This window comes from Treponema denticola (assembly GCF_024181405.1).
GTDB classification, from domain to species: domain Bacteria; phylum Spirochaetota; class Spirochaetia; order Treponematales; family Treponemataceae; genus Treponema_B; species Treponema_B denticola_D.
Map to the genome: position 1 here is coordinate 1 of NZ_CP051302.1, position 21498 is coordinate 21498.

16 protein-coding genes and 2 tRNA genes are annotated in these 21498 nt (G+C 37.9%); 10 read left to right on the plus strand and 8 right to left on the minus strand.

Going from position 1 to position 21498, the window contains the following annotated elements; translation table 11 throughout:
• Positions 1-1410, plus strand: a complete 1410-nt coding sequence (dnaA, locus tag HGJ18_RS00005; RefSeq protein ID WP_253696998.1) for a chromosomal replication initiator protein DnaA — start codon at positions 1-3, stop codon at positions 1408-1410.
• Positions 1411-1414: 4 nt separating this feature from the next.
• Here the strand turns inward: dnaA and HGJ18_RS00010 are convergent, their stop codons facing one another.
• Positions 1415-1870: a hypothetical protein gene (locus HGJ18_RS00010; RefSeq protein ID WP_253696999.1), complete on the minus strand. Its 456-nt coding sequence runs from the start codon at positions 1868-1870 to the stop codon at positions 1415-1417.
• Between the two features lie 204 nt (positions 1871-2074).
• On the opposite strand from HGJ18_RS00010, the gene dnaE reads away from it, so the two are divergent.
• Positions 2075-5524 carry a DNA polymerase III subunit alpha gene (gene dnaE, locus HGJ18_RS00015; protein WP_253697000.1) on the plus strand — a complete coding sequence of 1150 codons (3450 nt, stop codon included), beginning with the start codon at positions 2075-2077 and terminating at the stop codon, positions 5522-5524.
• Between the two features lie 39 nt (positions 5525-5563).
• The gene (locus HGJ18_RS00020) at positions 5564-6145 is read left to right on the plus strand and encodes a YggT family protein (RefSeq protein ID WP_253697001.1); all 582 of its coding nucleotides are present in this window, start codon (positions 5564-5566) and stop codon (positions 6143-6145) included.
• Between the two features lie 3 nt (positions 6146-6148).
• On the opposite strand, the gene HGJ18_RS00025 is transcribed toward HGJ18_RS00020, so the two are convergent.
• The 4 genes from HGJ18_RS00025 to HGJ18_RS00040 form a co-directional block, all read right to left on the minus strand.
• A complete protein-coding gene (locus HGJ18_RS00025) occupies positions 6149-7858 on the minus strand; it encodes a DUF5312 domain-containing protein (RefSeq protein WP_253697002.1) in 1710 nt (569 codons plus the stop codon).
• Positions 7859-7942: 84 nt separating this feature from the next.
• Positions 7943-8014 (minus strand) — tRNA-Glu (locus tag HGJ18_RS00030).
• An 18-nt stretch (positions 8015-8032) separates the two neighbouring features.
• Positions 8033-8103, minus strand: a tRNA-Gln gene (locus tag HGJ18_RS00035).
• Positions 8104-8168: 65 nt separating this feature from the next.
• A complete protein-coding gene (locus HGJ18_RS00040) occupies positions 8169-10286 on the minus strand; it encodes a methyl-accepting chemotaxis protein (protein ID WP_253697003.1) in 2118 nt (705 codons plus the stop codon).
• Positions 10287-10468: 182 nt separating this feature from the next.
• On the opposite strand from HGJ18_RS00040, the gene HGJ18_RS00045 reads away from it, so the two are divergent.
• From HGJ18_RS00045 to HGJ18_RS00060, 4 genes are all read left to right on the plus strand, one after another.
• Complete coding sequence (locus HGJ18_RS00045) at positions 10469-12259, plus strand: ABC transporter ATP-binding protein (RefSeq protein ID WP_253697004.1); 1791 nt, start codon at positions 10469-10471, stop codon at positions 12257-12259.
• A gap of 17 nt (positions 12260-12276) precedes the next feature.
• Positions 12277-14106 carry an ABC transporter ATP-binding protein gene (locus HGJ18_RS00050; RefSeq protein ID WP_253697005.1) on the plus strand — a complete coding sequence of 610 codons (1830 nt, stop codon included), beginning with the start codon at positions 12277-12279 and terminating at the stop codon, positions 14104-14106.
• A 66-nt stretch (positions 14107-14172) separates the two neighbouring features.
• Complete coding sequence (locus tag HGJ18_RS00055; RefSeq protein ID WP_253697006.1) at positions 14173-15117, plus strand: hypothetical protein; 945 nt, start codon at positions 14173-14175, stop codon at positions 15115-15117.
• Positions 15118-15140: 23 nt separating this feature from the next.
• The gene (locus tag HGJ18_RS00060; protein WP_253697007.1) at positions 15141-15374 is read left to right on the plus strand and encodes a PspC domain-containing protein; all 234 of its coding nucleotides are present in this window, start codon (positions 15141-15143) and stop codon (positions 15372-15374) included.
• Positions 15375-15423: 49 nt separating this feature from the next.
• Here the strand turns inward: HGJ18_RS00060 and HGJ18_RS00065 are convergent, their stop codons facing one another.
• Together HGJ18_RS00065 and pip are read right to left on the minus strand one after the other, a co-directional pair.
• The gene (locus HGJ18_RS00065) at positions 15424-16440 is read right to left on the minus strand and encodes an alpha/beta hydrolase family protein (RefSeq protein WP_253697008.1); all 1017 of its coding nucleotides are present in this window, start codon (positions 16438-16440) and stop codon (positions 15424-15426) included.
• 51 nt (positions 16441-16491) lie between these two features.
• A complete protein-coding gene (pip, locus tag HGJ18_RS00070) occupies positions 16492-17433 on the minus strand; it encodes a prolyl aminopeptidase (protein WP_253697009.1) in 942 nt (313 codons plus the stop codon).
• Between the two features lie 119 nt (positions 17434-17552).
• Here pip and HGJ18_RS00075 point away from each other — a divergent pair, with 119 nt between their 5' ends.
• Positions 17553-18182, plus strand: coding sequence for a TetR/AcrR family transcriptional regulator (locus HGJ18_RS00075; protein WP_253697010.1), 630 nt, complete (start codon positions 17553-17555; stop codon positions 18180-18182).
• Positions 18183-18186: 4 nt separating this feature from the next.
• On the opposite strand, the gene HGJ18_RS00080 is transcribed toward HGJ18_RS00075, so the two are convergent.
• On the minus strand, positions 18187-19041 hold the full coding sequence (locus tag HGJ18_RS00080) for a DUF4300 family protein (protein WP_253697011.1): 855 nt from the start codon (positions 19039-19041) through the stop codon (positions 18187-18189).
• A 199-nt stretch (positions 19042-19240) separates the two neighbouring features.
• Here HGJ18_RS00080 and HGJ18_RS00085 point away from each other — a divergent pair, with 199 nt between their 5' ends.
• Together HGJ18_RS00085 and HGJ18_RS00090 are read left to right on the plus strand one after the other, a co-directional pair.
• Positions 19241-20311: a DUF2871 family protein gene (locus tag HGJ18_RS00085; protein ID WP_253697012.1), complete on the plus strand. Its 1071-nt coding sequence runs from the start codon at positions 19241-19243 to the stop codon at positions 20309-20311.
• A gap of 246 nt (positions 20312-20557) precedes the next feature.
• The gene (locus tag HGJ18_RS00090; RefSeq protein ID WP_253697013.1) at positions 20558-21472 is read left to right on the plus strand and encodes an Rpn family recombination-promoting nuclease/putative transposase; all 915 of its coding nucleotides are present in this window, start codon (positions 20558-20560) and stop codon (positions 21470-21472) included.
• Positions 21473-21498: the final 26 nt, after the last annotated feature.

A 21498-nucleotide genomic window follows, 5' to 3' on the forward strand; every position in this document is an offset into this window, starting at 1 on the left:
ATGAGTGAATGGGATTATAAAATTTTTTGGGATGAAGCTGTTAAGCAGTTTAAGGAAGAATTAGCCTTTTCTATATTTTCTATGTGGTTTTTACCGTCCAAATATGAAAAATCTACGGAAAATACCGTATATCTTAGTGTTCCGTCGAAATTTTTTAGAGATCAGATGATTCATAATTATAAGAACGGTATCGAAAAAAAATTGTTTGAGCTGTCAGGAAAAAAAATATCTATAGATTTTATCATCAAACCGAATACTTCCGAAGACCTTTCTAAAGCAGAAAATGAGGGAGGAAACGATAAAAAAGAAGATGCCGCAAAGCCGTCATCTGCGGAATCCAAGAAAAAATCCGTAAAAACTGAGGGAGGAAGGGGACAGCATCCCGATTTAAGACCTGAGTATAATTTTGAGGACTTTGTCGTAGGCCCGAATAATAACTTTGGAGTAAATGCCGCTATAGCCGTTTCTACAAATCCGGGAAGCGCTTATAATCCGTTTTTGATTTACGGAGGGGTAGGCTTGGGAAAAACCCATCTTATGCAGGCTATAGGAAATAAAATATGGGATACGACAAAGCTTAAAGTTATTTATGTTACGGCAGAAAATTTTACAAACGAATTTGTAGAATGTGTCCAAAAAAAGATGATGCCTGCTTTTAAAAGTAAGTACCGAAAGGCTGATGTCCTTCTCATAGACGATATCCACTTTTTTCAAGGAAAGGTAGAAACTCAAGAAGAGCTTTTTCATACTTTTAATGAGCTCTACGAAAAAAATAAGCAGATTGTGTTTACATGCGACCGCCCGCCCGCTGAGCTTAAAAATCTTTCACAGCGTTTAAAATCCAGGTTTGAACGCGGCTTAAATGTAGACTTACAGACTCCAGCCTATGAAATACGCTATGCAATTCTTTTAAAGAAAATGGAAAAACACAGCACAAAAATTCCGAATGAATTTATTGATATGGTTGCAAAAAATGTTTCTTCAAATGTGCGTGACTTGGAAGCGGCCTTAACAAAACTTATCGCCTATACGGAGCTTACAAAAAAAACAATGGACGAGGCTACGGCAAAAAATCTTTTAAGAGATATTTTCGGTTCAACCCGCCAACGGAATGTTACCATAGACCTCATTCAAAAAACCGTTGCCGATTATTTTAGTATTTCGATTTCGGATATTAAAAGTAAAAAAAGAACCAAGAGCTTTTCGTTTCCGCGCCAAATTGCCATGTTCCTTTGCAGGGAAATGACCGAGTGTTCTACCACCGAGTTGGGTAACGACTTCGGAGGCAGGGACCACACGACTATCTTGCACGGTTGTAACAAGATTGAAGAGCAAATTGCTGCCGACCCAAGTCTTGAAAAAATTATCCATGAACTTAGAAACACGATAAAGGAAAATACGAATAAATAGGTATCTATTGTTGGAATAATGAGCAAAGTTTACCGATAAAGATATCTAAATCACATAAATTCGAACTTTTTAAAATAGTCGTGCTGACATCTTTACTATTTAGCTTATATCCGAAGTATTTACCTTTTGTAAAAAGAGAATTAATTAACATAGGTTCAATGGCTGTTAATTCATAAAAAAATATAACTTTTTCTTTTTTATATCTTTTTAAGACAAAGCCATTTTCAAACAAATCGGCTTGTGTCCATAAATCAAACTCCCAAGGCAGTATCAATTTACTTTTTGCCTTTGATATGAAAATATGCTTACCAAGGTCTGTTGCCTTCAGCAGTTTTTTATCGGCAAAAGAAATTGCTTCCAACTTATAGTGAGGACCTGAAGGCGGATTAAACATCTTACCAATAAAAAAAACTCCGAATATTACAAGAACGCCTAAGTAAATAAATTTATCTATACCCATATTTAATACTCCCCAATAGAATACCATTTTTAAGATATTTTTTCCACTGTCAAATTTCTTCTTGATTTTTAAAGAATCAAGAAGTTTCAAGAGGTTTTAAATCTTCCGGTTTTTCTTTCAGTTTTCTTCCGAATTGATAGCTTGGGTGTTTTTCTTTATACAAGTCTTGAAAAAAAGGGCCTTTTGTGGTAGTCTTAAAGCCTTATGGCTGTCGATTTTGTTCATCTTCATGTTCATTCCGATTTTTCTCTTTTAGACGGAGCCGCTTCGGTCAAAGCTCTTGCGGCAAAGGCCGAAAAGCTGGGGCAGACAGCCCTTGCATTGACCGATCACGGCAATATGTTCGGGGCTATAAATTTTTATAATGCCTGTAAAGAAAAAAATATAAAACCTATAATCGGCTGCGAATTCTATGTTGCTCCCGAAAGCCGGTTTGAAAAAAAAGAAACTCCGGGAGGGAAAAAATACTATCACCTTATCCTCTTGGCAAAGAATGAAACAGGATACCGCAATTTAATGGTACTTTGCTCTAAGGGATATACTGAGGGTATGTATTATAAGCCGCGTATAGATGATGAACTTTTAGCACAGTATGCGGAAGGGCTTATATGCTTGTCGGCCTGTCTTGCAGGAGAGCTTCCTGTTCTTTTATTAAACGGCGAAAAAGAAAAGGCCGAAGCCCATGTCCGAAAATACCGTGAAATTTTCGGTGCCGAAAATTATTTTATCGAGCTTCAAGACCATGGACTAAAAGAAGAAAAAAAGGCTTCCAAACTTTTAATCGAGATGGCCCGCAAGGTCGGCGTTCCTTTGGTTTTGACCAACGATATTCATTATGTAGAACAAAAAGATTATGTAGCGCAAGATATTTTAATGTGTATCGGAATGAAAAAACTTAGAACCGATACCAACCGTATGCAGTTTGAGGGAAGCGAATTTTATTTTAAGTCGGGAGAGGAAATGGCTACGCTCTTCCCCGAATATCCCGAAGCAATTTTAAACACTGTCCGTATTGCTGAAATGTGCAATTTGGAAATACCTCAACCCGGTCCCATTCTTCCGATATACAAAATCCCTGAAGATTTTAGCTCAAAGGAAGACTATATCAGGCATCTGGCTGAGGAAGGCTTAAAAAAACGTTATCCCGTCATTACCGATGAAATAAAAAATAGACTTAACTATGAGCTCGATATAGTTATAAAGATGGACTTTGTCGGCTATTTTTTAATTGTTTGGGATTTTATAAACTGGGCAAAAAATAACGGAGTTCCCGTAGGCCCGGGGCGCGGTTCAGGAGCCGGTTCAATCCTTGCATACTCTTTGCGGATTACCGACATTGACCCTCTAAAGTACAACCTCCTATTTGAGCGTTTTTTAAATCCTGAACGGGTTTCGATGCCCGACTTCGACGTAGACTTTTGCTTCGAAAGGCGGCAGGAGGTAATAGAGTATGTGCGTCAAAAATACGGGGACGAAAATGTCGGTCAAATCATCACCTTCGGAACCTTAAAGCCTAAGGCTGTCGTAAAAGATGTGGGACGGGTTTTAAATATTCCGCTTGCCGATGTAAACGCCATTACGAAACTCATACCCCCAAAACCCTTAACGGACGGCATAAAAGAAGTTACCTTAAAATACGCTGTTGATGTAGTTCCAGAATTAAAAGAAATGGCCGAAGACCCGCAATACAAAGAGCTTTTTGAAATAAGCATAGCTCTTGAAGGCCGAAACCGTAATTCCAGTCTTCATGCTGCTGGTATCGTTATAGGTAAGACAGCCTTAACCGACTATGTTCCGCTTTACAAGGATTCAAAAACCGGAAAGGTCGCAACTCAATTTACAATGGACTTAATTGAAAACTGCGGTCTTGTAAAGATGGACTTTTTAGGACTAAAAACCTTAACCCTTATAAAACATACCGAAGACCTAATCCATAAGAGGGGAGGGGAATGGAAAAAATTTTCTATAGGCGATATTGATTATTCGGATGTGGCTACCTTTAAGATGTTGAGTGAAGGATTGGCGGCTGCAGTTTTCCAGTTTGAAAGTCAGGGAATGCAAAATATTTTAAAGCGTGCAAAGCCCTCCAAAATGGAAGATCTGATTGCTCTAAACGCCTTGTACCGTCCGGGGCCTATGGATTATATCAACCAGTTTATCGAGTCAAAATTCGATAATTCTAAAATCAAATATCCCGACCCTTGTCTTGAAGATATTCTTTCCGAAACCTATGGAGTTATCGTTTATCAGGAACAGGTTATGCAGGTTGCCCAAAGAATAGCGGGCTACTCTTTAGGCCAAGCCGATATACTCCGCCGTGCTATGGGAAAGAAAAAAATCGAGGTTATGAAAACCGAAAAAGAAAAATTTATTAAGGGAGCACAAGAAAAGGGATTCAGCAGGGAAGACGCCGATAGAATCTTTGAGATTCTTATCCCCTTTGCGGGCTATGGATTTAACAAGAGTCATGCAGCCGCCTATTCGGTTTTAGCTTTTCAAACCGCCTACCTAAAAGCTCATTTTCCGGCAGAATTTATGGCGGCTAACCTTACCAACGAAATTACCTCTACCGACAAACTTCCCGAATACATTGCCGAAGCCGAAAAGATGGGCCTTAAGATTCTTCCCCCTCATGTAAATTTGTCCGACCCGTATTTTAGCGTTTCCTCCGATGGAAATATTATTTTCGGCCTTTTGGGAATCAAGGGTGTCGGAATGCAGGCTGCCCACGAACTTGTAGAAGAACGCGAAAAGAACGGCAGATATAAGTCGTTTATCGACTTTTTGGAAAGGAACGATTTGCATACCCAAAATAAGCGGAACCTTGAAGTTATGATTAAGACCGGCTGTTTTGACGGCTTGGGACAGGAACGTTCTACCCTGATGGTAAACTTGGACGGGGCGGTTGCTTATGCTTCCCAAAAAAAAGAAAACGAAAGTACGGGGCAGGGGAGTCTTTTTGAAGGCTCCGGTATAAAAGAGTTTTCGGACTTTGTTTTTGAAAAAATCGAAGAGTTCCCCAAAAAAGAAAAACTGAGGCTTGAAAAAGAGCTGATGGGCTTTTATATTTCAGGACACCCTCTGGATGAATACCGAAAGATTATAGATAATTCCGCTACCTTGGATATTTCGCATCTTGCACGCGCTACCTCAAAGAAGAGATATGTTCTTGTCGGTATGCTTACAGGAGTCAGACAGCATCAAACAAAAAAAGGTGCGATGATGGGTTTCGGAACCTTTGAAGACTTAAACGGAACATTGGATTTGGTTTTCTTCCCAAAGACTTGGGAAAAACATAGAGCGGTTCTTTTACCTGAAACCGTCTGCGGCTTTGCCGGCTCTATCGATAACAGTGACGGGGAGTCTCATTCCTTTTTGGTAGATGAAGTTTTGGAAATAGATAAATTACAGCAAAAAGCTTTAAGCGAAGTTCATATTGAGCTTGATGAAAATATAACGTCGGCAAAAGAATTGACCGGCTTAAAAGATTTTTTGTATGAACGGTCAGGGAACTGCGAGGTCTATATTCATGTAAAGGATGAGGATAAGGCTTATATAATTAAGGCTTCTCCTCAAATTCGAATTCCTTCAACTCCGGAATTTATTGAAGAATTAAATATGCAGTTCGGGGTTGAACAAATTTGGCTTGAATAAAAAAAATGATTAAATTAAACTATAGGTAGAGAGGTTTATATGATATCTTCACTTTTTAGTACATTGGGTTTTGCAGTAAAGATTTATTCTTATCTTTGTATTATTTATATTTTTCTTTCGTGGTTCGGCTCCAATTCACGAGGCGGTTTTCTTTATGAGATTTGTGAGCCTTACTTGAGTTGGTTTAGAAGATTTAAATTTACTCAAATCGGAATGGTAGATTTTTCGCCTATTTTGGCAATCGGGATTTTATCCCTTTTTTCTAGTTTACTTTTTCAGATTGCAGAGACAAGAACATTTTCGCTATTAAGACTTGCATTAACCCTTGTAGGTATAGTTTGGTCGTTTTTTTCTTTTTTACTCAATTTCTTTATTATCATATTGATAATCAGGTTGGTGCTTGACTTTTCCGAAAACTACCGCCAAGGTAATTTTGCCGATATGCTAGACAGATTTTTGTCTCCCGTTTTTGTGAGAGTTCACAGACTATCCGGCGGAAAATTTATGAGCTTGAGAAAACAGATAATCGTATGCTTAATAATCTTAATTCTTATACGCTTTTTATTGGGCGCTTTTATAGGATCCTTGAGTGTAATGTTTACATACTTTAAGTTTGTATAAAGCTTATTGAGCTTCGGCCTCAAGTTTTTCCGCCAAGGAGAGGAGGTTTATGCCTGTGTGTATTTGTTCTTTTGCGGCGGCGACTTCCTCGCGGAAAATACCATTATTAACTCCGGATATAATTGCCCAGTTTGTAATGGTTGCATATGCACTTGTTTTTCCGCCTCCAAGAATTCCCGTTAAAATCATTTCAACCGATTTTAGAGCTTCAATACTCGAAGTTATAAGCTGCTTTGCTTCGGCCTCTATCGTGTGCATCAAGCCCTCAATTTGATTTTTATTTTTTAGAGTTGCGGTCTTTTCTGCGCGTATTTTTGCAAAGGTTGAACCGATGTCGCCTGTGGGTGATAAACGGTTTTCAAACTTTTCAAATTCGCCTTTGCGGTGTTCGAGTACATTGTATGAGGTGGTATACTCGTTTAAATTTTCATGCCGATAAAAATTGCCTTCTACCAGGATTGTTTTTAGGGTTCCCGATAGTTTTTCGCTGTAAAAGGAATAAAAAAATGTTTTTAGGAATAAAAAAGGTAGTTCTTTTTTGAACTTGCATTCAACCCATAAATTCCGCCATGGGCAAAATTTCATGGATTCCAAATCTCCTACCTTTAAGAGATTAATCATTTGAACCTTAATATTAAACCTTTTTTGTTCATATGACCAAGTTGACCATTTTTGGTTAAAGCGCTCATACCAAGCCTGCTTAAAGTAAATAAACCAATCTTCGCCGCCTGTCAGTTTATACGGCATCCAATTGATGTCTTTTTTGATGTAGCGGGTAATATCGAGAAGGGGGACTTGTTTTAAAAAGATTCTTATTGCACCGAGGGCTTCAATAGCATCTTTTATAAATTCATCCGCTTCTTTTACCATTCTGTTGTCATCATCTATTATTGTCTCTTGCGCATGCATTAAAAATAAGGCTTGCAGAAGATTATGAGGTATATTTTTTTTGGAATAAAGTATTGAAGAAAGGACTTCCATTTCGGGCTGTATCGTAAGGGCTTGGCAGGTAGCATTTGAATCCGAGATTACATTAAACCTTAGCAGGGTTCTATCCAATGCCAGAGAGCAAAAGGACTTCATCCACTCTATGGCTTGAGCGCATAGGTACATTTCACTTTTTTCGTCGTCGGTTAAGTTGGAAAAAACCGAATCGATTTTTCTTAAAAAACCTGTCCTTATGTTTGAGGAAACTTCCGAGCCTATCTTAATTGAAAAAGGATTTGTTTCTTTCATAAGTTTTTCATAGGTTGCAGGAGCAACAAAGGAGCTTACCAGCATATAGAAAGAGCCCTTTCCCGAATCATATGCAGAAAGAAGAGATGTAAAAAATAATTGGGTTTTTCGTAAATTTTTTAATTCCGTGTAAAATACGCCTGTATAGATATTCTGATTTATATTGATATAAGCTCCGGCCGATCTTTTAAGGCTTTTTGCCATTCTTTTTAAGAGTTCTTCATTATATATTACTTTTAAAGGTATTGAACGGAAGAATGACCGTATGGAAAGCCATAAACGGATCAAGAAAGGCTCACTTGATATGCCTGCATGCTGGTGTTCTATTATCTTTTCTGAAAGGCTGTCTTTTTCTTCCGGTTGAGCCTCACTTTTGAATTCTTCTATGCTGTTCTGAATGCTTTCCAGTAAGCTTTGTGTTTCTTCTGTGGATAATGACTTTACTAATTGATCAAATGTTGATAGACTTCTTTCCATATCTCTATATATTATCGTAAATTTTGAAAAAGTCTATAGGGTGTTCGATTACTTATTGCTATATTTTTTTACAGACGGGAAAATCGGTCCCTACGGGAATCGAACCCGTCTTTTAAGATTGAGAATCTCATGTCCTAACCGATAGACGAAGGGACCAAAGATGATATATAAAAATTCCCCAGGGAGGATTCGAACCCCCACAAGCAGAACCAGAATCTGCGGTGCTACCATTACACAACCAGGGAATAACAGGACAAGAATATATCATCAAATCAAAAAAATGTCAATAAGGTTTTTTGGGCTAAATTTCCTAAACCTTAAATTTTCGAACTTCATTTGCCAATACTTCTATACTTTGCTTATTTCTTTGGGTAATTTCATTTACTTCCTGTACTGCATTATTTATTTCTACGGCTCCGACAGCCATTTCATTCATGCTGTCCGTTATAACACGGGTAAGCCCGTCAAGTCTTTCAACTTCTTTTGTAACATTTTGACCGCCTTCAAGCATTTCTTCCGAGCCGGTTGTTACCTCTGTTGTAATCCTATTTATTTCTTGAATCGCGAGGAGGACTTCACGGCTTCCGTTCTCCTGTTCCTTCATTGCTTCCGTTAAGCGGGTGCTCATGTTTTTTACCTGAGTCGATATTTCGAATATCGTATTAAATTTCTCTTCGGCTGTTTTTGCAGAATCGGCCAGCATTTCAATTTCTCCGCTTAAAATTTTAAGTGTTGAAGTGATGTTCTTACCCTGCATACTGGATTCTTCTGCCAGCTTCCTTATTTCGTCTGCAACTACGGCAAATCCCTTTCCCGATTCTCCGGCATGAGCTGCTTCAATAGCCGCATTCATGGCTAAAAGATTTGTTTGGCTTGCAATATGCTGAATAACGCCTGAGGCTTCCATAAGACTTCCCGATTCTTCTGCAACTTTTTTTGTTACCGTATTCGCTCTTTGTATTGTTTCTCTTCCGTCTTCCGTTGCTGAAGCAAGGGTTTTTATGACATCATCGGTTTTTTCCAATGTTTGAGTTATGGATGCTATGTTGGCAACCATTTCTTCAATTGCCGAAGATGATTCTGCAACGCTGGCTGCCTGATTTTCGATGTTTGAATTCAGCTGTCTTATTGTACGTATGATTTCTTCAACCGTGGCTGTCGTTTCATTAACGCTTGCAGCTTGAGTAATTGTCTGCTGTTTTACGCTTGTAATGTTTGCACTGATTTGATGAATTGCACTTGCAGTTTCCTCCATGTTACTTGCAAGTTCATCTCCTATGTTTTGCATGATTAAGGAGCTGCCTCCTACGGATTTTAATGATGTCCCTATTTTCGATATTGTTTGGTTAAAATATTCCGACAAGTCTGTTACTTCATCGTTTCCCGTAACAGGGAGCTTAACTGTAAGGTCTCCGTCTCCTTGAGCTATCTCTTTTAAAGCTTTAACAACCGCAGCTACAGGCCTTACCAAACCTATGGAGATAAAAAATATAATAGCAAGAGTAGCAAGTAATACGCATATTAGGAGTACATTCATCGTCCGTTTTAATGCTGTTACCTTCCCCATAAATTCTCCGATTGGGGCATTGGTTATAACTCCCCAGCCGGTTCCCTGCATCTTGGCATAACCTGCTACCATCATACCATCAGTCCATCGGTATTTTGCAAAACCCGGTTTATCTTGAGTAAGGGATTTTTTTTCGATATCGGCTATATCTTGAAATAGTTTATTTTTTTCGGCTTCTTTAACCGAGTTCCATTCTTCTGTAACATATTTTCTGTCATGTGATGCTATGATATTTCCTGTGGGCCCTACAATGTAGCAGTAACCTGTCTGTCCTATCTTAATGTCGTCAATAATATCCGAAAGCCAAAATCCGTCTACATCCGCCAATAAGATTGCCGTTACCGATTTGTTTTTATCGAATATGGGAACGGCAAAGGTCATGGCTAAAGTTTTTGTTCCCCTTGAAATTTCCGGCTCCGAAATGAACTTTTTTCCCTTAATCGTATTTTGATACCATTTACGGTCTAAAACTTTTGCACTTCTTCCAAAAGAGTCAAGAACAATTCCATCAGCTGTACATAGTCCGAAAACATTTATATATTTATTATCCGACATATCGGATGAAAGTATTTCCAGTTTTTGAGCATAAGACAGAGAGTCATCTTTTAACATAGGCATTTTGGCAAGGCTTTCTAAGAACACAAAAAAACTATTAATCCGTTCGTCTATAAGAGCGGCTGTATCCTGAGCCTTTTCGGACAGCTGGTCAGCAACCTTTTCCGTAACTGCTTTTTCTGCAATTATAATGGCTGTTGAAGATAAAATTGTACCTGCTGCAAGAATTAGAACACCGAAAATAATAACAAGTTTATTGCGTATTGAAAACCTTTTTTTGGATTTTTTTACTGCATTTTTATTCATATATGAACTCCCCCTATAATATTTGGAATTCGGATTATATAACAAAGTGAATATATTATCAATAATAGAGTTTTGATTTTAGATGGTTTTTATAAGACTTAATTAAAATTGGTTTTGAATTTATATAGCATAAATATTTTTTTTGTGCTAAAATAAGAGTTTAGGAATTAGGGTATCAAACTATGCAAAATTTAAAAAGACTTTTATCGTATGCAAGAGGGCAAAGCCGGCTTTATCTGCTTGCCCTTATTTTTACGCTTTTTTCGCAAGTGATTGTTGCCATGCAGCCCCAGTTAATACGAATCACAATAGACTCGGTAATAGGCGGAGCTGCCTTGCCGAAAGGTTTAATATCTCGGCTTGTTGCCTTGTTTAAAAATCACTTAACCGGAACAAGCGGTCTTATTGTGATGGCCTCCTTGGTAGTTGCTTTTTCACTTATAAGGGGCCTCTTTACATTCGGCAGAATAAATATAGCCAGTATTGCAACCGAGCGCTCAATAAAGACCCTTAGAAACAGGTTGTACAATCATATTCAGCTTCTTCCTTATTCTTATCATTCAAAGGCAGAAACCGGAAATTTGATTCAGCGATGTACTTCTGATGTTGAAACCATCCGCTTGGCCCTGTATTCTCAGATAATGGACACTATAAGTGCCGTGTTTTTAATAATTTATACTATTTACCTGATGGCTCAATTAAACATAAGCCTGATGCTTATCTCTTTTTGCATTATGCCTTTAACATTTTTTTCGTCGGTTATATTTTTTAAAAGAATTCAGAGTCAATTTAAAAAGGCAACAGAATATGAAGCCTCAATGACTACTGCGATACAGGAAAATTTAACCGGCATAAGAGTCGTAAAGGCTTTTACCCGCCATCAATACGAAATAGAAAAATTTATTAAACGGAGCGAAAGATACCGCAACCAGAATTTAAAGATCAACAACAGCTTTGCCGCCTTTTGGGCCTTTGCCGATTCTCTTTCGATTGCACAAGTTTTTGGGATAATCCTTTACGGAAGCCTTCTGGCCTACCGCAATGAGATAACGGCAGGCGATTTGGTCGCCTTTATTTCTTATACGGGAATGTTAATCTGGCCTGTCCGACGCTTAGGCCGTATCATAAGCAATATCGGTAAATCGTTTGTTTCGGCAAACCGTATTGAGGCTATTTTAAATGAAACGCCTGAAGATATTTTTCCGACAAACGAAAAGCCCGAAATTACCGGAAACATAGTTTTTGATTCCGTTTCGTTTTCTTATCCCGAAACTCAAAATCAAAAGATACTCGACAATGTTTCTTTTAGTATTAAAAGCGGACAGACCCTTGCAATCTTAGGGCCTACAGGTTCGGGAAAAAGCTCCCTTGTACATTTACTTGCCCGTCTTTATGAATATGATTCCGGTTCCATCAAAATAGACGGAAAAGAATTAAACACGATAGACAAGGGCTGGATAAGGTCGCAGGTGGGGCTTATTTTGCAGGAGCCTTTTTTATACGGCAGAACAATTATGGAAAACATCAAATTGGCTGTGCCCGGTATTTCGGATTCTTCGGCCCGTCACTTCTCAAAGGTCGCTTTTTTAGATGATGAAATAAATAAGTTTGAAAAAGGCTATGAAACATTGGTCGGAGAGCGTGGAGTATCTTTGTCGGGAGGGCAAAAACAAAGGCTTGCAATTGCCAGAACCTTAATAAAAGATTCTCCCGTTATTATTTTTGATGATTCCCTTTCGGCGGTGGATACTCAAACGGATATCAGCATCCGTTCCGCATTAAAGGAAGAAAAGGGGAACAAAACTATGATTATAATTTCGCATAGAATTTCGACTATTTGCGATGCGGATAATATAATCGTTTTAGAAAACGGAAAGATAAGCCAAGAGGGAACCCATGAGGAGCTCATAGCTCAAGAAGGTTTATATAAGAGAATTTACGATATTCAAAGTGCTGTACAAGCTAGAGCGTAATTTAAGGAAATAAAATTATGGAAGATTTTGATATAGATAAAGGTAACGAGAAATTTAAAAGCGGGATATGGAAGAAGGTTCTAAAAGAATTCGGTTATTTTAAGGAGCTGCTGGTTCCGGGCATTCTTTTGGGCGGTCTGACAGGAGCATTGGATGTTGTCCAGCCTAAGATGACCAAATATGTTCTAGACACCTTTGTAAAGGGGCGGGATTTAAGCAATTTTAATGCTTCAATCATTTTTACGGTAGTGTTCTTGCTGATTTCTGCAGCCTCTACTTTTTTCTTTATAAAATTTGTAGGCCATTTGGAAATAAAAATGTGCCACCGCTTGAGAACAAAGTGTTTTACAAAATTGCAGTCACTTTCTCTTTCTTTTTACGATAAAAATGCTGTCGGCTGGCTTATGTCAAGAATGTCCTCCGATATAAATAAATTATCCGGCATTGTCGCATGGGGTGCAACCGACCTATTTTGGGGTTTTTGTATGATGATGGCTGTAATAATTGCTATGCTTGGAGACAGCCCTCGGCTTGCTCTCATAGGCTTACTGACCCTTCCCGTAATTGTGTTTTTTAGTATTTATCTGCGGGGTAAAATCTTAAAAGCACAAAGACGGGTGCGCAAAATAAATTCTCAATTGACAGCCTCCTACAATGAGGATATTCAGGGTGCTAAGACTACCAAGACCTTGGTTCGTGAAGAACTTAACGCAAAAGAATTCTTGTCCAAAACCGAGGAGATGAAAAAGGCATCTATCATGGGTATCTTAATTTCGTCTGTTCTTATGCCGACCGTTCAATTAATCGGCGCTGTCGGCACCGCCCTTATGATTGTGTATGGAGGAATTTCGGTTGTTTCGGGGGCTATTACGATGGGCTTGCTGGTTGCCTTTTTTTCTTATGTTACTCAGTTTAATGCTCCTTTAGCTGAAGCCGCCGACCTCTTTGCCGAATTTATTTCGGCTCAGGCAGCAGCCGAGCGAATCTTCGGGCTTCTTGAAGAGGAGTCTGAAATTAAGGACAAGGATGAGGTTATAAAAAAATACGGTACAGCCATTTGTCCCACAGATGAAAAACGGCCGCCTATTAAGGGTAATGTAAAATTTGACGATGTTTCCTTTTGGTACAAGGAGGGAGAACCTGTATTAAGCGGTTTTAGCCTCGATGTTGAAGCGGGACAGACTATAGCCTTGGTCGGGGCTACGGGAGCCGGAAAATCTACCATTGTCAATCTTTTTTGCAGGTTTTATGAGCCCAAAAGCGGGCGCATCCTTGTAGACGGTATAGACTATACGGATATGCCCGAAAGCTGGATTCACGAAAACCTGGGCTATGTGCTTCAGTCTCCACATCTTTTTTCGGGAACGATTGCAGAAAATATCAGGTACGGAAAATTGGATGCAAGCGATGAAGAAATTATCGAAGCTGCAAAGTTGGTAGATGCCCATGATTTTATAGTTAAAATGGAAAAGGGTTATGATACGGAAGTCGGAGAAGGCGGAAGCCTTCTTTCCACAGGACAAAAGCAGCTTGTTTCTTTTGCCCGCACCTTGGTAAGAAACCCGCGTCTTTTTGTTTTGGATGAAGCGACTTCTTCGATAGATACCGAAACCGAACAAAAAATTCAGAGTGCCATTACGACCGTATTGTCGGGACGCACCTCCTTTGTTGTGGCTCATAGATTATCGACAATAAGAAATGCAGATAAGATAATTGTTGTTGAAGGCGGAAAAATGATTGAATGCGGTAATCATGATGAGCTGATGAAGCAAAAAGGCCATTATTATGAGCTTTATACCCATCAATTTATCAGTGAAGAGCAAAGGTCCTTAAACATAAATAGTTAAAATTATCCTCATTGCTGTTGTCTTTTTGCAATTATAGGTGTATAATAGAAAGAGGAGGAATTGAAAATGCAAAAACTCTACTCGAAAATATTTATCGCAATTTTATGCACGGCTCTTGTTTTAGGCTGTAAATCGACTCCGAAGCAGGCTTCTGATGCTCCATCAGGGCCCGGACAGATATCCGTTAATTCGGTTACATGGATGATAGAAAGATTGGATCCTTCAATATGGAATGGAACGCTTAAAGGCAATGGCGAGATGTTTATAAGCTTTTTTATCAATTATGAAGGATCTTTTAATACAAATTATGTCCAAAAACTTTTAGTTGAATCCCCTGTCGATATGTGGATATTAAATTCTTCTCAGCTTGAAAAGATAACCGAAATTGATGACAAGGCTAAGATTGCATCCGTAAAACGCCTTCAATGCGGGGAAGGATCAGGTTCCGTTGCTCTCGGAAAGTGGAAATTCACTCTTACAGATAGGAACGGCAATAAGTATGAGCAGGTTCTGGATATTACCGGTTTTGAAAAGAAAGCTCAAGATAAAACAGGTGAAGCCAAGGCTGAAGAAGGAAACCTTACTTCTGCTGAAACGGCTCCGGCAAATATCAAAATGATAGTTCCTCAATCTTCGTCAAAGAATGAGATAGCCGCTCTTTCGGTTCCTGTAATCAAATCGGTTTCAAAGGATTCCGATTCGATAGAAATTTTCTTTTCGGTAAATGATGAACGCGTAAAAAACGGATATTTTTGGTTTGATGTGCCGGGAGAAAAATACTATAAAGATTCCGGTTCTATGATAGATGCATCGGGAAAGCCTGTAAACGGATGCAGAGCTTTTTCAAAGGATGGAAAGGAATGCCGCTATATTCTGCGCAAGGATGATTCCAATTCCGATTGGTTTAATAAGATAACCGCCTGTTTCTTTGTTGTATCCGATACAAACAGGGTTTCTTCTCCTTGGGAAGAGAGAAACAGAACCGTAAGTGCCAAGGCTGAAGTTAAATAAATTTACATGTTTACGAGGAAAAGATGAAAAAGAGATTATGCAAATCATCAAGGGATAAAAAAATTTTAGGAGTTTGTGCGGGCCTTGCCGAGTATCTTGGTGTTGACCCTGTTTTGATAAGACTCCTGTGGATTATATTTGCCTTAGTTGTGGGTTCAGGAATCATTGTTTACATAATAGCGGCTATTATTATGCCCTATGATACGGAAGTTAAGGATGATGATGATGAGTCTTATGAATATGCCCCTCGTGATTGATTGAATTTATAACTGTTAAAGCAAAAAGCTGCCGATAAAGGCAGCTTTTTTATTTTAAATTACGCGAATCATAGCTTGGATAGGCTTCGTGCTCTCTATGTGTTTCGGTATAAAGAAAGTCCTTAATGTTCTTAAAAAGAATATCTTCCTTCTTAAATAATCCTATTTTTTCTTTTTTCCCTTTTAAGAAAGTGTCAAACCAAGATACCGTTAATTCTGTATAACGTTTGAATATTTTTTCGTCATATCCCCCTACAAAAGGTGCTTTATAAATATCCAGGGCTCCATTATGTTTTACATCTTTAAATGATAAAAAGCAGGCAGGATTTTCTTTGTTTAGATTTTTAAAAAAGCGGTATGTTTTTTCAGGGTAGGCCGTTATATCGGCTTCAGAGGTTAAAAACAGAACGGCGCCCTTAATTTGCAAAAATGTATCGCCTAGGTCTTCATTGGCGCTTCCTACAGTTTCTATAAGATAGGAAGACCCGTTATAAGCATGAATTGCTGCAACAGCTTTAACTTGCGGCATAAAATTGGCGTAATACAGTGAGGCTGCTCCTCCCATTGAATGAGCCAATAAGCCTATATTTTCCGTATCGATTAGTCCATATAGGCTGTGTTCCGGATCTTCTGTTTTTTCTTTTATCAGTTCGTAGGCTGAAGAAAAAGCAGGAAGCCAATCTTTAGGAAGTGCTTGTTTTTTAGATGTAAAAACTGCAACTGCATAACCGTTTGAGGCAAGGTAACGGCCTATAGATAAAAAGGCATATTTTGAATTATTCCAGCCATGAGTGATTAAGATGAGAGGATATTTCCCTTCTTTTTTAGGAATGTAAACAGTAATCTGTCCTTTTAAATTTATATTGTCGGAAAGACTTTTATCTATAAGGTTGTCTTGTACTAATTCTTTATAGACATGATTAAATCCTATACGTTTTTCGTCATTATAAGCTTTTAGATCATAAGGTCCTTGAAAAGCCTGACTTCTTTTATTTGCATTGAAGTGCAAACACGATGTATTCAATAATAATACTAATACTAAAATAATGTTTTTTTTGATTCTCATTACTTTTTCCCGCGTTTAAAATTTTCTTACTGTTTTTGTAATAAAAACCGATTAAAAGAATTTTTTATGGTCTTCTGCAGCTCTTACAAGGCCGTCTACCAGTCCCGGTTCCATGCTGGAGTGTCCTCCGAATAAGACAATGTTTAAATTCGATTTGGGTAATTTTTTATGCAGTTTATAAGCGGAGAAGGGCGGACAGTCCATATCGTACCTTCCTTGCATGATAGTGCAGGGGAGGTCTTTAATCTTATCGCAGTTGTTTAGGATATAATTATCATCCTTAAAAAAGCACTTGTGTAAAAAGTAATGACATTCAGCCTTGGCCATAGCGAGGGCTTCTTCATCACTCATATCATAGACAGCCGGAAAGAGACGCACGAGGGCCGATTCCCAGCGGCTCCACTTATGGGCAGCTTCAAGCGAAAGTTTTTTATCTTCTCCAAAAAGGCGTTTTGAATACGCTCTTACCAAGGAGCTTCTTTCTTCCAGCGGAATAAAATTTTGGTAGGCTTCAAAATCTTCAGGGAAGAATTTGGAAGCTCCGCCTTCTTCGTAAATCCAGTCTATTTCTTCTTGCGTTCCTAAAAAGATTCCTCGTAGGATTATAGATACAACCTTATCGGGGTGAGCGATTGCATATATTAGAGCGAGGGTACTTCCCCAGCTTCCGCCGAAGACCATCCATTTTTTAATATTTAGATGTTCCCGTAATTTTTCTATATCTTCAATTAGATTTTCCGATTTGTTTTCTTTCATCTCGCAAGGAGGTAAACTTTTTCCTGCTCCCCTCTGATCGAATAAAACTATTCGGTAAAATTTGGGATCAAAATACTGGCTTGCAACGGGAATGCAGCCGCCTCCGGGGCCTCCGTGTAAAAAAACTACGGGCTTACCATTGGGGTTACCGTATTGGGCATAATAAATACTGTGAATATCCGAGACCTTTAAAAAGCCTTCATCAAAAAGCGGTGTTTTTTCATATAAAATTTTCATAGATTACCTCTTATACTAAAACTTATGATAGCTTTTTTGTTGCGGAATTTCAAGATACCATATGATGATAGATTTTTTTTGACTTGAATAATTTTTGCTTTTATATTACACTGAGAGAAATGCCTAAAAAAACTTTTTTAAATTTACCGCAAGAAAAACAGCAACGGATACTCGAAACATGTAAAAAGGAATTTGAAGAGAAGCCCCTTTTTCAGGCAAGTGTTTCGGATATTGTAAATACCCTGGGCATTGCCCGCGGCAGTTTCTATCAGTATTTTGAAAATTTGGAAGAATGTTTTTTTACGATTTTAAGTTCCGAAAATATGGATGTCCATGCTCTTTTTCAGGGCGCTTTAATAGAAAACGATAACGATTTTTTTAATGCCCTTTTAAGATATGGCGAGGTTCTTTCAAAGGAGCTTTATAAGCCGTCAAAGCGCAATTTATATCGAAACCGCTTTCTTTATTGGACTCCCGACTTGGATAAAGCTTGGCTTGAATACAGAAAAAAATATCTTCAAACCGAAAAGGTTGCCGAAATGGAAAAGATATATTTTTCAAATCTAAAAAAAAGCTCTCTTTCCCTTTCAACTTATGAAGATATAAAGGAACTTATAGAATACACCAAGGCCATTGTTCATAATCTTATATCCCGCTCCTTTATCGAAAACTGGGAACCGGAAGAATTTATAGAGCACTTTCAAAAACAAACAATGTGGATGAAAAACGGACTTAAGAGCGGGAATTAACTTCTTATTCCTTATACGCTTCTAATTCTATAAGCTCATTGTTTTCCATGATAAAAGGTTTTGCCGTATCTTCGTCTTGGTAATATTTATATTTCAAAAAGAGGTAATTATAGCAATCTTCTTTTTTGGCAAATTTTACGGCTTGAAAGGGTTCGGAAAAAGAAAGTTTTTCTACAAATAGGAATGTGTCCTTGTTTTGCAGCAATACGCCTGTGTGACCTACAAAAAGAAAGTCTCCGTCCAAGTTATCATGCAGAACAACCGAAAGCATTTTTGCATTTTTATCGAATCTTGTGTTTGCAAAATGTTCTTTCATCTTTTGGGCATGAATGAGGATATCCTTTGTATTTTCGGTTTTTACCCTTGAAAATAATTGTTTAAACCTTTCAGTATCGTTATCATTAAATATTTTCCCTACGGAGATAGCTTCATTATCCATAAATAAAAGAGCATCATCGATAGGGGCTTTTTTAATTTCAATATTATCCTTTAAAAGCATAAAGGCGTTTATCCTGCAATTTGTTCCGATAAAATTGCCTTTTTTAGATTTCCATAATTCGTCTATTTTTTGCTCATCATATTCCGGCGGCTCTTTTTCAAAGCCCTTTGTCAAGCCGGTTTTTTCTATTGTTTCATTATAGTCGATAACTCCTCTTATAAAGGCTTCCGCATTTTTATTTTTCAAATGCGAATTCAAAACAGCTTGAACTTCTTTTATACTCTCATCGTCGCTCATGTTCGAAAATAAGGGTTTTTCGTCTTGTACCTCATTTTGAATTGTAAGACATTCTTTTGTATCATTGTTTTTTTGACATGATACAATGAGCATTACCATAAGAACTGTTAATATTTTTTTCATTATTGTCTCCTGAGTGTAGGTTTAAGCTTCCCTTCTTAAAACCAGTTTTGGTTCGGCATATTATGCGAGTATATAATATTTTTGTTTTTTAGTATATTGCGTAATATTTTTTAAAATAAATTTAAAAAACCTCTTGACAAAATGACGGCGTGTCATTATATTGTTCTAAATAATGACAGTATGTCATTAAGGAGTTTTTATGTATATTGTTGAATCTATTTTTGATTTGAGTTACTTGGTTTTGGTTATAGCCCTAAGCATAAAGCTTTTGTTACAAAAAGATAGAACAGCAAAGCTGTTCGGGCTTATGGCTCTTCTTTTAGGTTCAGGGGATTCTTTTCACCTCCTTCCGCGTGTAATTTCTATGTGGCACAAGGGCGGTTTTGAGGCAAATGCTTTCTACCTTTCAATCGGGGTTTTAATAACTTCCATTACAATGACTATTTTTTATCTTATGTTCTACCATTACTATAAGGTAAAAACAAATACAAGCAGCAAGTCAAAAGATATTCTTATATACGGTTTAGCCCTGATAAGATTGGTGCTTACCCTTATGCCTCAAAACGAGTGGGGTATGGCTGATGCAAGTTATACTTGGAGCATTATCCGAAACATCCCCTTTGCAGCCCTTGGAGCAGTTTTGATTTACTTCTTTTACAAGGCGAGAAAAACCCCGGGTTTGGAGCACATGGCTCTATTAACGGCTTTAAGCTTTTTATTCTATCTGCCGGTTGTCTTGTTTTCAAAAACCGTGCCTGTAGTAGGGGCTCTTATGATGCCCAAGACTGTGGCTTATGTGGGAATCGTATATGTAGGATTTAAGCATTTTATACCCAAATTCAGCCTAAAAAGCATCTTGGAAAATTCTTTTGTTTACTTGGTTTTAGGTTTGGCTGCAGGCGTCTTTTTTAGAGAATTTACAAAATTCAATGCCTTTGACGGCTCCTCATATCTAAGCCTGATGCATGCCCATGTTTTGATTTTGGGTGCTGTGCTTTCCTTAGTTTCCTATCTTGCATTTAAACAGGTCCCGGCGCTTAGCGAAAAAAAGCTTGCCTGTGTCAAAAGGGCTAACCATTTTTGGAATACGGGAGTTCTTATTACTGTGGTTCTCATGCTTTTAAGAGGCATTATTACAATTTTAGGAAATAATTATACTTCAAAGGCTCAAGATGCTGCCCTTTCAGGTATAGCCGGAATAGGACACATTCTTTTAGCCCTCGGCCTTATATATACATTTTTGATGATTCTTAAAACAAGAGAAGATTAAAAAAGCCGGCCTGGCTTTTGAAATATTATTGAGTGATAATAACAAAAATCCTCTTTAAAAACCTGCTAATATATGGTATAATACAATGAGTGAGGAAAAAGCTATGAGTACGTCAAACAGAAAATTGATAAAAAATGTACGTCCTTGTACATTTTTTATCTTCGAGTTTTGAGCAAAGCTCAAAACATCGTAATGCCGGAACTACCGCCATCCGTGGCGGAGTATAAAAGTAGAGGGTGTAGAAAAATGAGCAAGCAGAAGCGCAATTATAAAGACTCGGTGTTCGTCGACCTTTTCTCAGAAGATGAAAAGGCAAAAGAAAACTTTTTATCGCTATATAACGCTTTGCACGGAACGGAACTTAAAGATACAGAGCAGTTAAAAAACATAAGGCTTGATCAGGTTCTATATATGTCATTTTATAATGATGTGTCTTATCTTGTTGACAATAAAATCATAGTGCTTGCAGAGCATCAATCAACCATAAATCCCAACATGCCCTTACGCTGCCTTGAATACATCAGCCGTCTTTATGAAACTTTATTTGAATCAAAAGAAAAATACAGCCGTAAACTCCTACACATTCCAAGACCTGAGTTTTATGTTTTCTATAATGGAGAAGATACCTTTCCCTGTGATAAAACATTAAAACTATCAGATGCCTTTATAGAAAAGACAGAAGATACTTCTCTTGAATTGACCGTTAAAGTAATAAACATTAATCATCAAAACCGCCATCCTTTATTAGAAAACTGTCAGACAATGTATGAATACAGTATATTTGTAGAAACGGTAAGAAAATGGAAAGAAATAGATACTCAAAACGGTTTTGAAAAAGCTGTTGAAGAATGTATATCAAACAATATTTTGCGTGAATATTTAAAACGCAAGACTAAGGAGGTATTAAATATGTTACTAGCCGAATATGATTATGAAACCGATATAGCCGTACAGCGAGCCGAAGAGAGAGAAGTAGCCTTTGCCGAAGGCATTGAACAAGGTATCCAACAAGGTATCCAACAAGGTATCAACCAAGGCTTTGCAGACGGCTCTTACCAAAAAGCTCTTGAAACGGCAAAACTGATGAAAGATATGAATTATCCGATTAGCGATATTTGCACGGTATCAGGGCTTTCCAAAGAAGAAATTGAGGTCTTGTAAAAATAGACTTTTTGAAAATAGCCTGC